Raw genomic sequence first — 15,051 nt, forward strand, 5'->3', positions numbered from 1 at the left:
TCGTCACAAAACTGGGCGATAGCCTCTGGCGCATGCCATTCGTCGAGTCGGTCAACACCGGGTCCACCGTCGACGTGCCGTGGGGGCAGCTCAAGCGCTCCGCGATCGACAAGCGTCCCGTCGACGGGACCGTGCAGGTGCACCCGCTCGGCGTCGGCGACGACGAGATCGCCGACCTCAGGCACCACGGCGGTCCCGACCAGGCGGTCTACGCGTACGCCCGGGAGGACCTCGACGCGTGGCAACGGATCCTCGGCCGCGAGCTGAGAGCCGGCCTGTTCGGTGAGAACCTCACGACGCAGGGCATCGACCTCAACGCCGCCCGCGCCGGGGAGCGGTGGCGCATCGGAGAAACGCTGCTGGAGCTGTCGGGCGTACGCATCCCGTGCTCGGTGTTCCAAGGGTTCGTCGGCGAGCCGCAGTGGGTCAAGCGGTTCACGTTGGAGGGCCGGCCGGGCGCGTACTTCCGGGTGATCGAGTCCGGGGCGGTGCAGGCCGGCGACCGCATCGAGATCGTCGAGCGCCGCGCCCACGACGTCACGGTTGACCTGCTGTTTCGTGCTCTGACGACCGAGCGGCACCTCATCCCGCTGCTGGCCGAGGAGCCGCGTCTCGACTCGTTCGTCGCGCGACGTTTGGGTGCGCGCATCAACAACACTGCGACGTGACTCAAGGGTAAGTTAGGGTGATCGGCACCACAGCCCCCGCTCTCCGTACGCTCGCGCCAGAGGACTCCGCCATGACCGTCACCGTCGCCACCCCCGAACAGATCGAGATCGTCAACGACCGGGCCCCGAGCATGGGCGCCGCGTTCTTCTCGCGGGTCGAGCAGTCGGGCCCGCGCGAGGCCTACCGCTACCCCGACGAGGACGAGAACTGGCACTCGATGACCTGGTCCGAGACCGGCGACCGGGTGACCCGCCTCGCGGCCGGGCTCGTGTCGCTCGGCATCCAGCCCGAGGAGCGGGTGGCGATCGCCTCCGGCACACGTCTGGAGTGGATCCTCGCCGATCTCGCCGTGCTGGCTGCCGGTGCCGCGACGACCACGGTCTACCCCTCGACGATGTCCGAGGACGTCGCCTACATCCTCGCCGACTCCGACAGCCGCATCGTCTTCGCGGAGGACGACGAGCAGGTCGCCAAGCTCCGCGAGAAGCACTCCGAGCTGCCGTCGATCATCAAGGTCGTGGTCTTCGAGGGCACGACCGACGGTGACTGGGTCATCGGCTTCGACGAGCTCGAGAAGCTCGGCGAGGGCTACCTCGAGCAGCACCCGACGGTCGTCCAGGATCGTGTCGCCGCGACCAAGCCCGACTCGCTGGCGACCCTCATCTACACCTCCGGCACCACCGGCCGGCCCAAGGGCGTACGCCTCAGCCACGACGGCTGGACGTACGAGGGCGCGGTCATCGTCTCCGGCGGGTTCCTCAGCGAGGACGACCTGCAGTTCCTGTGGCTCCCCATGGCGCACTCGTTCGGCAAGGTCCTGCTGTCGACGCAGATCGCCATCGGCTTCCCGACGGCGATCGACGGTCGCGTCCCCAAGATCGTCGACAACCTGGCGATCATCAAGCCGACGTTCATGGGCGCCGCGCCCCGCATCTTCGAGAAGGCCTACGGCCGCATCGTCGGCATGGCGGAGGCCGAGGGCGGCGCCAAGCTCAAGATCTTCCGCTGGGCCGAGGGCGTCGGCGTCGAGTACTCCCGTGCGGTTCGCTCCGGCAAGGCCGTCTCGCCGGTGCTCAAGGCCAAGTTCGCCGTCGCCGACAAGCTCGTGTTCTCCAAGGTGCGCGACCGCTTCGGCGGTCGGGTGCGCTTCTTCATCTCCGGCGCGGCCGCGCTGTCGCCGGAGATCGCCGAGTGGTTCCACGCAGCAGGCGTGCTGATCCTCGAGGGCTACGGCCTGACCGAGACGTCAGCCGGCGCGTTCGTCAACCAGCCGACCAGCTTCAAGCTCGGCTCGGTCGGCACGCCGTTCCCCGGCAGCGAGGCCAAGATCGCCGAGGACGGCGAGATCCTCATCAAGGGCCCGCACATCATGCAGGGCTATCACAACCTCGACGCCGAGAGCGCCTCATCGCTCACCTCCGAGGGCTGGCTGCACACGGGCGACGAGGGACGGATCGACGAGGACGGCTTCCTGTTCATCACGGGGCGCAAGAAGGAGCTGTTCAAGACCTCGGGCGGCAAGTACGTCGCCCCGCCGCACATCGAGGGCATGTTCAAGGGCATCAGCTCGCTGACCAGCCAGATCGTCGTGCACGGCAACGAGCGCAACTTCTGCTCGGCGCTCATCACGCTCGATCCCGACGGCGTCGCGGAGTGGGCGGGCAAGCACGGCATGGCCGGCAAGTCGTACGCCGAGGTCGTCGCGTCGCAGGAGATCCACGACCTGTTGCAGAGCCAGATCGACGAGCTCAACGCCAAGCTCAACCGCTGGGAGACGATCAAGAAGTTCGCGATCCTCGACCACGACCTCAGCATCGAGAACGGCGAGATCACGCCCAGCCTCAAGGTCAAGCGCAACGTCGTCGAAGCCAACAACAAGGACATCCTCGACGCCTTCTACGCTTGAGGGTGTGCCCCTGACCGAACGATCCCTGTCCACGCTGGGGCACCGCCCGTTCGGCGTCTACGTCCATGTGCCGTTCTGCTCGGTGCGCTGCGGCTACTGCGACTTCAACACCTACACCGCCGACGAGCTGGGCGAGGGTGCCACGCGCGCGTCGTACGCCGACACGGCGATCCTCGAGATCGAGCAGGCGGGCCGCGAGCTCGTGGGCGCACCGGTCGTCCAGACGGTGTTCTTCGGCGGCGGCACGCCGACCCAGCTGCCGTCGGCCGACCTCGTACGCATCCTCGACGCGATCCGTCGCACGTTCGGGCTCGCCGACGATGTGGAGGTCACGACCGAGGCGAATCCCGACAGCGTCACGCCCGAGTCGCTCGCGACCCTGCGGACCGGCGGCTTCACCCGCATCTCGTACGGCGTGCAGTCCGCCGTGCCACACGTCCTGGCGACCCTCGACCGTACGCACGACCCGGCAGGGGTGCCCCAGGCCGTGCGGTGGGCGCGTGAGGCCGGGTTCGAGCAGCTCAGCGTCGACCTGATCTACGGCACGCCCGGGGAGTCGGTCGACGACTGGCGGGCCAGCATCGAACAGGCGATCGCCCTCGAGCCCGACCACATCAGCGCGTATGCCCTGATCGTCGAGGACGGCACGGCGTTCGCCCGCAAGGTCAGGCGCGGCGAGGTCGTCATGCCCGACGACGACGAGACCGCAGACAAGTACGTGCTCGCCGACGAGCTGTTCTCCGCCGCGGGGCTGGGCTGGTACGAGCTGTCCAACTGGGCGACCGACGACGCGGCCCAGTGCCGACACAACGTCCTCTACTGGCACAGCGACAACTGGCTCGGGATCGGCCCCGGCGCGCACTCCCACATCGGCGGCGAGCGCTGGTGGAACGTCAAGCACCCTGCGGCGTACGCCCAGAGGCTGGCCGCGGGGGAGTCGCCGCGGCATGACGGCGAGACGATCGACACCGCCACCGCGCGCATGGAGCAGATCATGTTGGAGACCCGGCTGCGCACCGGGCTGGACCTCGGCTCGCTCGGCGCCGCAGCCGGGGCCGCGGTGCCGGGCGTGGTGTCGCGCGGACTCGCGACCCGAGAGGGCGACCGGCTCGTCCTGACCCGCACGGGTCGCCTGCTCGCCGACGCGGTCGTGCGCGAGCTCGTCGAATAGTCGCGATTCGCTGAAGTAACGCGAAGTTACTGCTTACGCTCCCAACAGGGAGTGGGTCTATGGGAGTGGACCCTGGGAGCTCGGGGGAGAAACGGCGAGGGAGCTATGCGCCACGCGCATGGGCCGGTGCGACTGCTGGGACTGGCGGTCGCGATGGTCATGACACTGTGGGCTGCGCCGGCACAGGCAGCGTCCGTGCTCTGCACGGGATTCACCGGATGCCTGGCGGCCGGACGTACGAATGGCGGCTACGGCGCCGTCTTCCTGACGTCGTTCTGGGGCATGAAGGGCGGCCACAACTGCACCAACTACGTGGCGTACCGGCTGACGCACGGCCGGCTCGCCGCCCGTCCGCCGGGCACCAACAGCGCCCTCACGTGGGGCCCGGCAGCCGTTCACGCGGGCATCCCGGTCGATGACGAACCGGCTGTCGGAGCGGTGGCCTGGTGGGACGCCGGCGTCGGCGGAGCCTCGGCGACGTCGGGGCATGTCGCGTACGTCGAGGCGGTGCTGCCGGGTGCCGTGCTGGTGTCGGAGGACAACCTCGACGGTGACTTCCGGTGGCGCCTGATGACGCGGCTGGACGGAACGTGGCCGTCCGGCTTCATCCACTATCCGGCGTCGGACGGGTCGCCGTCGGGGGAGTTCACGTCGGTCACGTCGCCTGATGCCGGCACGCTCGACTTCTGGGGATCGGCGACCGACCCCGACGCGCAGGCCGGAGACCGGACCTACCTCGTGAGTCTCGGCGGACCGCGGGGCACGCCGGGCGCGGAGACCTACACGTTCGACAGCGAGTTCTTCCGCTTCCACCGCATCAGTCTTGTGGGCACCAGGGGACCCACCTCGATGTTCCTGTACGCCCTCAACACCCCGGGCACCGCAGGCGCTGATGTCCTGCTCGGGCAGCGGACCGTGACGGTCCGGGCCACGTCGGCGACACACGCCTCGTTCGCGGACTCGTCGATCGCCCGGAGCCAGCTCCCCAAGCTGCGGATCAGCGTCACCCCGACACGGGCGAGCGGCACGGTCGACGTCATGCGCGGCCCGACGTTGCTGAAGCGGGTGACGATGACGAGCGGCACGCGCCAGACCGTCACCCTGCCGCGACAGCGCAAGGGGCGCTGGGCGATCAGCGTGCGCTATCGCCGATCGGTGGCGTTCACCGCGAGCAGCCGGACGGTCTATCTCAGGGTGCGGTGACGAAGTCGATGAGCTCCTCGACGCGGCCCAGGAAGGCCGGCTCGAGGTCGGCGTAGGAGTCGACCCGGCCGAGGATGTGCTTCCACGCGCGGGAGATGTCGGCCTGGTCGCGGTGCGGCCAGCCAAGCGCCTCGCAGATGCCGTGCTTCCAGTCCGTGCCGCGGGGGATCACGGGCCACGCCGCCATGCCGAGGCGATCGGCCTTGACCGACTGCCACACGTCGACGTAGGGATGCCCCACGACCAGCACGTGCGGACGTCCGGAGACCAGCTGCGCGATGCGGGTCTCCTTGGACCCAGGCACGAGGTGGTCCACCAGGACACCCAGCCTGCGCTCGGGTCCCGGCGCGAACTCCTCGACGATCGACGAGAGGTCGTCGATGCCGCCGAGGTACTCCACGGCCACGCCCTCGATGCGCAGGTCGTCGCCCCACACCTTCTCGACGAGCTCGGCGTCGTGGCGCCCCTCGACGTAGATGCGGCTCGGCAGCGCGACCCGTGCCTTGGCGCCGGCGACGGCGCGGGAACCCGATGCCGTACGCCCGGAGGTGGCTTTGGTCGCCGCCGACGGGGGACGCAGGTCGACCGGCTTGCCGTCGAGCAGGAACCCGGGCCCGAACGGGAACGACCGGCGCACGAGCCGGCGATCCTCGAGGATCATCATGCCGAGGTCCTTCTCGATGATCATGACCTCGCCGCAGAAGCCCGTCGTGGCGTCCTCGACGACCATGCCGTGCTCGACGACGACCTCGGTCGTACGCCCGCGCGGCGGCTTGCGCCAGTCGCTCGACAAGACGTCGGTGCCGTAGCGGTCAACCATGAAGTGCCCCCAGAAGTCGTTGGTGCAGCGTCTCGACGTCGTCCTTGGTGATGTCGGCCCCGATGACGTGTACGTCGCCCTCCATCAGGCCGAGCGCGAGATCGACAGCGACGGGCCAGCTCGGGGGCACGTCCGAGGGCAGCTCGTCGGCCCACAGGTCGCCGATCGTCACGTAGCGGACCGTCTCGTCCAGGCCGATGTGGGTCGCGGTCATCACGAGCTCGCCGCCGACGGGACCGTCACCGAGGTGCGCCACCTCGACGAACCAGTCGCCGCCGAGATCAGTGGCCCAGACGGAGGACATCTCGCCGCCCTGTGACTCGTGGGCCACCGTCGTGCCGTCGTCGAGGGTCACGAGGCGGGGCGCGTAGGTCAGGGTGCGCTCAGCGCCCTCGACCACGATGGTGCCGTCGTCATTCGTCTGGATTCCCCGCACATCGCTAGACTGGCACTTGACCAGGGAGAGTGCCAGCAGGCTCGCGGAGAGCGACTCGGTGATTGGAGGATGGCAATGTCTGACGACCGCCGCCTCGACGTGCTGCGAGCCATCGTCGAGGACTACGTCGCCACGCAGGAGCCCGTCGGCTCCCGCTCGCTGCTCGACCGGCACCAGCTCGGTGTGTCACCTGCGACGATCCGCAACGACATGGCGGCCCTCGAGGACGAGGGCTACATCATGCAGCCCCACACGAGCGCCGGCCGCATCCCGACCGACAAGGGCTATCGGATGTTCGTCGACCGGCTCGCGACGGTCAAGGCGTTGTCGCCGGCCGAGCGCCGGGCCATCGAGACGTTCCTGACCGGCGCGGTCGACGTCGACGACGTCGTGCAGCGGTCCGTGCGCGTCCTGGCCCAGCTCACCAACCAGGTCGCGATCGTGCAGTATCCCTCGCTGACCCGCTCGACCGTGCGCCACATCGAGGTCGTCGCCCTCGAGGGGGCGCGGGTCCTTCTCGTGGTCATCACGAGCAGCGGCCGGGTCGAGCAGCGCATCATCGAGCTCGTCGAGACCCCCAACGAGCAGCTCGTCAGCGACGTCCGCTCGCGGATCACGCAGGCCACGGTCGGCCAGCGGCTGCCCGAGGCGTCGCTCCGGCTGGCCGACATGATCGAGACGTTCGCCCCCAACGACCGCCCGATCGTCACCTCGATCGTCACGACCCTCTCGCAGACGTTCACCAACGAGCGCTCCGACGAACGCATCGCGGTCGGCGGCACGGCCAACCTCGTACGCTTCGGCAGCGACTTCGACACCGCGATCAAGCCGGTCCTCGAGGCGATCGAGGAGCAGGTCGTGCTGCTCAAGCTGCTCGGGGAGGCCACCGGCGGCCTGACGGTGCGCATCGGCAGCGAGACGGGCCACGAGAGCCTGTCGAGCACGGCCGTCGTCTCCTCGGCGTACGGGCTGGACGACCAGGCCCTCGCCACGCTCGGCACCGTCGGGCCGACCCGCATGGACTATCCCGCAACGATGGCCGCCGTCGGCGCCGTCGCCCGCTACGTCGGCCGCATGCTGGCCGACAACTGAACCCACGTGATCAAGGAACCCCACGACTGATGGCCCAGGACTACTACGCAACGCTCGGCGTCGGGCGCGAAGCGACCGCCGAGGAGATCAAGAAGGCCTACCGCAAGCTCGCGCGCCAGCTGCACCCGGACGTCAACAGCGAGCCGGACGCCTCCGACCGCTTCAAGGAGGTCACGGTCGCCTACGAGGTGCTCTCGGACCCGCAGAAGCGCTCGACGTACGACCGCGGTGGCGACCCGTTGAGCGCCCACGGCAGTGGCGGCTTCGGCGGCCAGGGCTTCAACTTCGACGACATCATGGACGCGTTCTTCGGCCAGAACGCCAGCCGCGGCCCCCGGCCCCGCACGCAGCGTGGCCAGGACGCCCTGCTGCGGCTCAACGTCGACCTCGCCGAGGCGGCGTTCGGTGTCACTCACGAGATCAAGGTCGACACCGCCGTCACCTGCACGACGTGCAAGGGCAGCGGTGCGGCCAACGGTTCACGGCCGGTCACCTGCCGCACGTGCCACGGTCACGGCGACGTCCAGCACGTGCAGCGCTCGCTGCTCGGCGACATCCGTACGTCGCGCCCGTGCCCGACGTGCCATGGCTTCGGCACCGTCATCCCCGACCCGTGCCCCGAGTGCGCCGGCGAGGGCCGGGTCCGCTCGCGCCGCTCGATCTCGGTCACGATCCCGGCCGGTGTCGACCAGGGCACGCGCATCCAGCTGTCGGGCGAGGGCGAGGTCGGACCCGGCGGGGGACCGGCCGGCGACCTCTATCTCGAGATCAACGTCGCCCGCCACCCGGTCTTCCAGCGCAAGGGCGACCAGCTGTTCTGCCAGATCACGGTGCCGATGACGGCGGCTGCGCTCGGCACCCACCTCGACCTCCCGACCCTCGAGGCCGACCTGCCCGAGCCACCCGAGGGCTCGACCACGGTCGAGCTCGACGTCGCGCCCGGCACGCAGTCCGGCGACACCCTGACGATCAAGGGGCACGGCGTGCCGCGCCTGCGGGGCTCCGGTCGCGGTGACCTCAAGGTGCAGGTCATCGTCGAGACCCCGGCCCGGCTCGACGACGAGCAGCGCGACCTGTTGGTGCAGCTGGCCAAGCTCCGCGACGAAGAGCGTCCCGAGGCCCTGATCGCCAACAACCACAAGGGTGTCTTCGGCAAGATCAAGGACGCGTTCAAGTGAGCCGGCGAGCTGGCAGCGACAGGAGATGCACGTGAGCACGCCTGATCCGGACTGCATCTTCTGCAAGATCGTCGCGGGCGACATCCCTGCCGACGTCGTGTCCACCACCGAGCACACCGTGGCGTTCCGTGACCTCGACCCGCAGGCGCCCACCCACGTGCTGGTGATCCCCAAGCGGCACGAGCCCGACATCGGCAGCCTTGCGGCGGCCGATGCCGAGGCCACGATCGCGTTGCTCGCCGAGGCGAAGCAGATCGCCGAGACCGAGGGCAACGGGTCCTACCGGCTGGTCTTCAACACGGGGGCGGACGCCCACCAGACGGTGTTCCACTGCCACGCCCACGTGCTGGCCGGCCGCGCGCTCGGCTGGCCGCCCGGCTAGTCCTGCTCGGCCAGCCAGGTGGCGAAGTCCGGGCCCGCGATGACTGCGTCCGGCCCCGGCAGGCAGGCTCCGTCGGCCATCGCCTGGCTCTGGACCGACGTCTCGACGGTCAGCTGCTCACCGCGGTGGGCGATCAGCTGGCGGACGAGGTCGGCAAGGTCCTCGGGCTTCGGCCCGGCCAGCTCGACCCGCGTACGCGTCTCGGTGCCGTCGGCGAGGGCGAGCAGCAGCTTGGCGATCTCCTCGACGGCGACCGGCTGGGTCTTCATCTCCGGCAGCGACACGACGTCGCCCTGACGGGACCACTCGAGCATCTGCGCGGGGAAGTTGAGGAACTGCGCGGCACGCAGGATGCGCGCACCGGGTGCGTGCTCGATGACCGCCTTCTCCTGGGCGAGCTTGGCCAGGTAGTAGCCGTAGTCGGGCATCGCGTCGACACCGATGATCGAGAGCACGACGGTCCGCGCCACGCCGGCCTCCGTAGCCGCTTGGCCCAGGTTGCGGGCGACCGTGGTGAAGAACTTCGTGGACGCCTCCTCGTCGATGCCCGGGCTCGCCGTGACGTCGATGACGGCGTCGACGCCGACGAGGCGCTCGGCGAGACCATCGGGAGAGGTGAGGTCGATTCCGTTCTCACGGGCGAGCCCGACGACCTCGTAGCCCGCGGCGGTGGCGGCGGCGACGACGTTGCGTCCGACGAGTCCGGTCGAGCCTGCGACGGCAATGCGCATGATGTGAATCCTCTCGTTGAGTCGGACACATGTTGTCCGAGTATGTCTTGATCATACTCAGATATTCGGTGTCCGGGTATAGTCGGGCCCATGAAGATGTCGGCCGGAGTCGAATGGGCCCTGCACTGCTGCTCCGTGCTCAGCACCGCGAGCGCCCCGGTGCCGGCACACCGCCTGGCCGAGCTGCACGGCGTCTCCAAGACGTACCTCGCGAAGCACCTGCAGGCGCTCTCCAAGGCGGGGCTGATCCACGCGGTCGAGGGCCGAGACGGCGGCTATGAGCTGTCGCGACCCGCCTCCGAGGTCACGGTGTACGACGTCGTACGTGCGGTCGACGGCCCCGAGGCGGCGTTCCGGTGCACCGAGATCCGACAGCAGGGGCCGCTGCCGACGACGGGCGAGGCGTGCAAGGTGCCGTGCGGCATTGCCAAGGTCATGGCCGACGCCGAGCGCGCGTGGCGTGACTCGCTGCGCGGCGTGACGATCGGCGACCTCGCCGCGACGGTCGACGCCAATCTCCCGGGCACGTGGGACACCGTGCGCCACTGGCTGGCTGCGCCGAGCACCCAGTGAATTCGCACGCTGTCACTGCGATTGCGTACGATTGAGACCACATGACTGAAGACACCACACCTGCTCACACGTTCACGATCCCGTCGAGCGTTCCGGCAGTGGCCCTGCTCGGGCCCGCCGACGAATTCCTGCGCCTCATCGAAGACTCCTTCGAGGCGCGCATCCACGCGCGTGGCAACACCATCACGGTGACCGGATCGCCTGCCGAGGCAGCGATGGTCGAGCGCCTGCTCGACGAGCTCGTGACGATCGTGCGCACCGGCCAGAACCTCACTCGCGAGACGGTCGAGCGCAGCATCACGATGCTGCGCACCGAGACCGAGGAGAAGCCGGCCGAGGTGCTGAGCCTCAACATCTTGTCCAACCGCGGTCGCACGATCCGGCCCAAGACGGTCAACCAGAAGCGCTACGTCGACGCGATCGACAACCACACCATCGTGTTCGGCATCGGCCCGGCCGGCACCGGCAAGACCTACCTCGCGATGGCCAAGGCCGTGCAGGCGCTGCAGGCCAAGGAAGTCACCCGCATCATCTTGACCCGACCCGCCGTCGAGGCCGGTGAGCACCTCGGCTTCCTGCCCGGCACGCTCGGCGAGAAGATCGACCCCTACCTGCGCCCGCTCTACGACGCGCTGCACGACATGATCGACCCCGAGACGATCCCCAAGCTGCTGACGTCCGGGGTCATCGAGGTCGCACCGCTGGCCTACATGCGCGGCCGCACGCTCAACGACGCGTTCATCATCCTCGACGAGGCGCAGAACACGACGCAGGAGCAGATGAAGATGTTCCTGACGCGCCTGGGCTTCGGCTCCAAGATCGTCGTCACCGGTGACGTCACGCAGGTCGACCTGCCGTCCAGCACCAAGAGTGGACTGCGCGTCGTGCAGGACATCCTCGACGACGTGCGCGACATCCACTTCTCGCAGCTGACCGCCAACGACGTGGTCCGGCACAAGCTCGTCGGCCGCATCGTCGCGGCATACGACTCGTTCGAGGCCGACCGGCCCCAGCGCAGCCGCGTGGCCGAGGCGGGTGCAGAGCCGCATGAACGTCGACGTACTCAATGAGTCCGGCGCCGACGTCGACGTCGTCGGCCTGACCCGGCTGTGCCGCTTCACGATGCGGCGCATGCGCCTCCACCCGGCGACCGAGCTGACCGTACGCCTCGTCGACCCCGACACGATCGCCACGCTCAACGAGCAGTGGATGGGCAAGAAGGGGCCGACCGACGTGCTGTCGTTCCCGATGGACGAGCTGACGCCCGGCCGCGACGACGCCGAGAGTCCCGAGGGCTATCTCGGTGACATCGCCCTGTGCCCCCAGGTCGCCGAGCAGCAGGCGCCCGCCGCCGGTCACACGACGCAGGACGAGATCGACCTGCTGACGGTGCACGGCATCCTGCACCTCCTCGGCTACGACCACGCCGAGCCCGAGGAGCACAAGGAGATGTTCGGCATCCAGGGCCGGCTGCTGCTCGAGTGGCAGCAGGCTGCTGACGGCAAGGACCCCGAACAACCGTGACGAGCCCACGATGAGCTGGGCGCCGATCGTCGTGTCGGTGGTCCTTGCGCTGGTCGCGGGCACCCTCGCCAGCGTCGACGCGGCGATCTCCGCGTTCTCCAAGGCCCGGGCCGAGGAGCTCGAGGACGAGGGTCGCGGGGGAGCGGGCCGGCTCGCGCAGATCCTCGAGGACCCCGCGCCCTACCTCAACTCGGTGCTGCTCCTGCGCGTCGTCGCCGAGACGTCGAGCGTCGTGCTGGTCGCGCTGGTCGTCGCCGACCAGGTCGACGGGCTGTGGAGCCGGCTGCTCATCGCCGTCGGCATCATGGTCGTGGTCAGCTTCGTCCTGATCGGCGTCGGCCCCCGTACGCTCGGCCGGCAGCACGCGGAGTCCATCGCGCTCGCCTCGGCGCTCCCGGTCATCGGGCTGACCCGGCTGCTCGGCCCCATCCCGCAGCTGCTGATCCTGCTCGGCAACGCCGTGACGCCGGGCAAGGGCTTCCGCGAGGGCCCGTTCGCCTCCGAGGTCGAGGTGCGGGAGCTCGTCGACCTGGCCGCCGCGAGCTCGGTCATCGAGTCCGACGAGGGCAAGATGCTGCAGTCGGTGTTCGAGCTCGGCGACACGATCGCTCGCGAGGTCATGGTGCCTCGCACCGATCTCGTGTTCATCGAGCGCAACAAGACCCTGCGGCAGGCGATGTCGTTGGCCCTGCGCAGCGGCTACTCACGCATGCCGGTCGTCGGCGAGAACCTCGACGACATCGTGGGGATGGCCTATCTGAAGGACGTCACCAAGCGCGTCTTCGACAAGCATGACGCGGAGACCTCCGAACGCATCGAGTCGATCGCCCGGCCGTGCCTGTTCGTGCCCGACACCAAGCACGCGGACGACCTGCTCAAGGAGATGCAGGCCGAGCGCACCCACGTGGCGATCGTCGTCGACGAGTTCGGCGGCACCTCGGGGATGGTCACGATCGAGGACATCGTCGAGGAGATCGTCGGCGAGATCACCGACGAGTACGACACCGAGCCCGAGGAGAGCGAACAGCTGCCCGACGGCTCGTGGCGCCTCAGCTCGCGGTTCGAGGTCGACGACCTCGAGGACCTGTTCGACATCCCCATCGAGGACGAGGACGTCGACTCCGTCGGCGGGCTCATGGCCAAGCATCTCGGCAAGGTCCCGATCCGTGGCAGCGTCGTGGAGGTCGAGGGCCTGAGGTTCGAGGCCGAGGGTCCGTCGGGCCGCCGCAACCGCATCGGCCGCGTCCACGTGAGTCGCATCGACCACCCCGCAGACACCACAGCATCGAGAGGTTCGGACCATGGAACTCAGTCCTGAGGACGCCAAGCTGGTGACGCTCGCGCGTGCCTCGCGAGCCCGCAACGGCGCTGCCGAGGGTGCGGCGGTGCGCGACCTCGACGGTCGTACGTACGCGGCATCGACCGTGGCGCTCGAGTCGCTCCGGGTGGCGGCGCTCGACCTCGCGGTCGCGATGGCGGTGTCGTCCGGCGCCAAGGGGCTCGAGGGTGCTGCGGTGGTGACCGACACCGCGTCGGTCGACACGACGGCCGTACGCGACCTCGCCGGCTCGGGCGTCAGCGTGTTCGTCGCCGACGCCGGTGGCACGGTGGGGGCGGTGCAGGAGTCATGACCGAGTTCAAGTCGGGCTTCGCCTGCTTCGTCGGCCGTCCCAACGCCGGCAAGTCCACGCTGACCAATGCCCTCGTCGGCGGCAAGATCGCCATCACCTCGTCCAAGCCGCAGACCACCCGCCACGCGATTCGCGGACTGGTCAACCGCGAGGCGGCGCAGCTCGTCCTGATCGACACCCCGGGACTGCACAAGCCGCACACGCTGCTCGGCGAACGCCTCAACGCGCTGGTCCGGTCGACGTGGTCCGAGGTCGACACGATCGGCATGTGCCTGCCCGCCAACGAGACCGTGGGCGAAGGCGACAAGTTCCTCATCCGTGAGCTCGCGCAGATCCGCCGCAAGCCGGTCTTCGCGATCGCCACCAAGACCGATCTCGTCAAGCCCGACAAGCTGCGCGACCACCTGCTCCAGATCCAGCAGGCCGGCATCGACGCGGGCCTGCAGTGGCAGGAGATCATCCCGGTCTCGGCAGTCGCCAACGACCAGGTCGACCTGCTCGCCGACCTGCTGATCGGCACCCTGCCCGCAGGGCCGGCGCTCTATCCCGAGGGCCAGCTCACGGACGAGCCCGAGGAGACGTTGATCGCCGAGATCATCCGCGAGGCCGCACTCGAAGGCGTACGCGACGAGCTCCCGCACTCGATCGCCGTCGTCGTCGACGAGATGGTCCCGCGTCCTGACCGGCCCGAGGACAAGCCACTGATCGACGTACGCGTCAACGTCTACGTCGAGCGCGACAGCCAGAAGGGCATCATCATCGGCAAGCAGGGTGCCCGTCTGCGGGAGATCGGCACCAACTCGCGCTCACAGATCGAGAAGCTCCTCGGCACGCCGGTCTACCTCGACCTGCACGTCAAGGTCGCCAAGGAGTGGCAGCGCGACCCCAAGCAGCTGCGCAAGCTCGGCTTCTGACCGTCAGCTCGCCAGCCGGGATCAGGCTGCTTCGGCCTTGCGCAGCACCGACTTCAGCTGCTTGCCGAGTGCGCTGGCGCCGACGACCGGGATCAGCGCGCCGATCAGCTTGCCCTTGAGCGAGTTGCCCTTGCGGGTCAGGACGACGTGCACGTCCGTGCCGCCGTTCGCCGCCGTGAGCTCGTACAGCCATCCGCTGCCGGGTCCCCAGAGGTTGGACTCGACCGTGTCGACCGTGACGGTGCCGGCGGTGCTGTCCCACGCGTAGTGGCTGCGTTCCCAGCCCATCGAGTTGCCCTCGGTGACGTCGGCCGTGGTGGCGCCGAGCTCGTGCACCGTGAAGTGCGCGTCGTCGATGTTCGGCCACTTCTCCGGCCGCTCGGGGCCGAAGTCGGTCAGCAGGCCGAGGACCTCGCCCGGCGACAGCGTCGTGTGAACCGTGAACTGGGTCTTGGGCATGCTGCATCCTTCGCCTCGTGCGGCCGAATGTGCCGGTGCACTCGATCCTCTCGCAGATGCGGTCGTCCCGGTGGTGGATCTCAGCGGACGTCGAAACCGCGGATGCCTTCAGGTTCCTCGTCGGTCACGTCGACTGCCTCGACCTCGGCACGTGGCGGGCCTTGTCGGCACCAGTCGACCAGCGCCGTGACGGCCCCGCTCTCGCCCTCGAACGCCGCCTCGACGGCGCCGTCCGGCCGGTTGGCGACCCAGCCTGCGACGCCGAGCCTCGAAGCCTCCTGCTGGCACGAGGCCCTGAAGAAGACGCCCTGCACGGCCCCGTGCACCACGACGCGTCGGCGGATCATCGCTCCAGCGTATTG

At 69.2% G+C, this 15,051-nt stretch carries 18 protein-coding genes; 13 read left to right on the plus strand and 5 right to left on the minus strand.

Annotated elements, in window-relative coordinates; translation table 11 throughout:
- Window positions 1-32: 32 nt before the first annotated feature.
- From ASC61_RS14195 to ASC61_RS14210, 4 genes are all read left to right on the plus strand, one after another.
- Window positions 33-668 (plus strand): MOSC domain-containing protein, encoded by a 636-nt coding sequence (locus ASC61_RS14195; RefSeq protein ID WP_056212955.1) that lies wholly within the window; start codon window positions 33-35, stop codon window positions 666-668.
- 71 nt (window positions 669-739) lie between these two features.
- Window positions 740-2,575, plus strand: a complete 1,836-nt coding sequence (locus tag ASC61_RS14200; RefSeq protein WP_056212956.1) for an AMP-dependent synthetase/ligase — start codon at window positions 740-742, stop codon at window positions 2,573-2,575.
- A gap of 4 nt (window positions 2,576-2,579) precedes the next feature.
- Window positions 2,580-3,746, plus strand: a complete 1,167-nt coding sequence (gene hemW, locus ASC61_RS14205; RefSeq protein WP_056212958.1) for a radical SAM family heme chaperone HemW — start codon at window positions 2,580-2,582, stop codon at window positions 3,744-3,746.
- 105 nt (window positions 3,747-3,851) lie between these two features.
- Complete coding sequence (locus tag ASC61_RS14210) at window positions 3,852-4,949, plus strand: CHAP domain-containing protein (protein WP_056212960.1); 1,098 nt, start codon at window positions 3,852-3,854, stop codon at window positions 4,947-4,949.
- Here the strand turns inward: ASC61_RS14210 and ASC61_RS14215 are convergent.
- Together ASC61_RS14215 and ASC61_RS14220 are read right to left on the minus strand one after the other, a co-directional pair.
- On the minus strand, window positions 4,936-5,769 hold the full coding sequence (locus tag ASC61_RS14215; protein WP_056212962.1) for a DUF3097 domain-containing protein: 834 nt from the start codon (window positions 5,767-5,769) through the stop codon (window positions 4,936-4,938). The two genes, ASC61_RS14210 and ASC61_RS14215, sit on opposite strands and share 14 nt — an antisense overlap.
- Entirely contained in the window at window positions 5,762-6,205 is a 444-nt protein-coding gene (locus ASC61_RS14220; RefSeq protein ID WP_056212963.1) for a hypothetical protein, read from the minus strand. The genes ASC61_RS14215 and ASC61_RS14220 overlap by 8 nt, the downstream gene beginning before the upstream one ends.
- A gap of 75 nt (window positions 6,206-6,280) precedes the next feature.
- Between ASC61_RS14220 and hrcA the strand changes: the two genes are divergently transcribed.
- The 3 genes from hrcA to ASC61_RS14235 are packed head-to-tail and all read left to right on the plus strand — an operon-like array spanning window position 6,281 to window position 8,857.
- Window positions 6,281-7,297, plus strand: coding sequence for a heat-inducible transcriptional repressor HrcA (gene hrcA / locus ASC61_RS14225; protein ID WP_056212965.1), 1,017 nt, complete (start codon window positions 6,281-6,283; stop codon window positions 7,295-7,297).
- Between the two features lie 29 nt (window positions 7,298-7,326).
- A complete protein-coding gene (gene dnaJ, locus ASC61_RS14230) occupies window positions 7,327-8,475 on the plus strand; it encodes a molecular chaperone DnaJ (RefSeq protein ID WP_056212967.1) in 1,149 nt (382 codons plus the stop codon).
- A 31-nt stretch (window positions 8,476-8,506) separates the two neighbouring features.
- Window positions 8,507-8,857, plus strand: coding sequence for an HIT domain-containing protein (locus ASC61_RS14235; protein ID WP_235503562.1), 351 nt, complete (start codon window positions 8,507-8,509; stop codon window positions 8,855-8,857).
- Here ASC61_RS14235 and ASC61_RS14240 read toward each other — a convergent pair.
- The gene (locus tag ASC61_RS14240) at window positions 8,854-9,588 is read right to left on the minus strand and encodes an SDR family oxidoreductase (protein ID WP_056212971.1); all 735 of its coding nucleotides are present in this window, start codon (window positions 9,586-9,588) and stop codon (window positions 8,854-8,856) included. The two genes, ASC61_RS14235 and ASC61_RS14240, sit on opposite strands and share 4 nt — an antisense overlap.
- A gap of 90 nt (window positions 9,589-9,678) precedes the next feature.
- On the opposite strand from ASC61_RS14240, the gene ASC61_RS14245 reads away from it, so the two are divergent.
- The 6 genes from ASC61_RS14245 to era are packed head-to-tail and all read left to right on the plus strand — an operon-like array spanning window position 9,679 to window position 14,230.
- The gene (locus tag ASC61_RS14245) at window positions 9,679-10,161 is read left to right on the plus strand and encodes an RrF2 family transcriptional regulator (RefSeq protein WP_056212973.1); all 483 of its coding nucleotides are present in this window, start codon (window positions 9,679-9,681) and stop codon (window positions 10,159-10,161) included.
- Window positions 10,162-10,202: 41 nt separating this feature from the next.
- On the plus strand, window positions 10,203-11,231 hold the full coding sequence (locus ASC61_RS14250) for a PhoH family protein (protein WP_056212975.1): 1,029 nt from the start codon (window positions 10,203-10,205) through the stop codon (window positions 11,229-11,231).
- The gene (gene ybeY, locus ASC61_RS14255; RefSeq protein ID WP_056212977.1) at window positions 11,209-11,685 is read left to right on the plus strand and encodes an rRNA maturation RNase YbeY; all 477 of its coding nucleotides are present in this window, start codon (window positions 11,209-11,211) and stop codon (window positions 11,683-11,685) included. Before ASC61_RS14250 ends, ybeY begins: the two co-directional genes overlap by 23 nt.
- A 10-nt stretch (window positions 11,686-11,695) precedes the next feature.
- Window positions 11,696-13,003, plus strand: a complete 1,308-nt coding sequence (locus ASC61_RS14260; RefSeq protein WP_056212979.1) for a hemolysin family protein — start codon at window positions 11,696-11,698, stop codon at window positions 13,001-13,003.
- Window positions 12,987-13,316: a hypothetical protein gene (locus ASC61_RS14265; protein WP_056212981.1), complete on the plus strand. Its 330-nt coding sequence runs from the start codon at window positions 12,987-12,989 to the stop codon at window positions 13,314-13,316. Before ASC61_RS14260 ends, ASC61_RS14265 begins: the two co-directional genes overlap by 17 nt.
- Window positions 13,313-14,230, plus strand: a complete 918-nt coding sequence (gene era / locus ASC61_RS14270) for a GTPase Era (protein WP_056212983.1) — start codon at window positions 13,313-13,315, stop codon at window positions 14,228-14,230. The genes ASC61_RS14265 and era overlap by 4 nt, the downstream gene beginning before the upstream one ends.
- 21 nt (window positions 14,231-14,251) lie before the next feature.
- On the opposite strand, the gene ASC61_RS14275 is transcribed toward era, so the two are convergent.
- Complete coding sequence (locus ASC61_RS14275) at window positions 14,252-14,689, minus strand: hypothetical protein (protein ID WP_056212985.1); 438 nt, start codon at window positions 14,687-14,689, stop codon at window positions 14,252-14,254.
- 80 nt (window positions 14,690-14,769) lie between these two features.
- Complete coding sequence (locus ASC61_RS19800; protein ID WP_056215711.1) at window positions 14,770-15,036, minus strand: acylphosphatase; 267 nt, start codon at window positions 15,034-15,036, stop codon at window positions 14,770-14,772.
- Window positions 15,037-15,051 lie beyond the last annotated feature (15 nt).

Source organism: Aeromicrobium sp. Root344 (assembly GCF_001425755.1).
In the GTDB taxonomy this organism is placed as follows: Bacteria; Actinomycetota; Actinomycetes; order Propionibacteriales; family Nocardioidaceae; genus Aeromicrobium.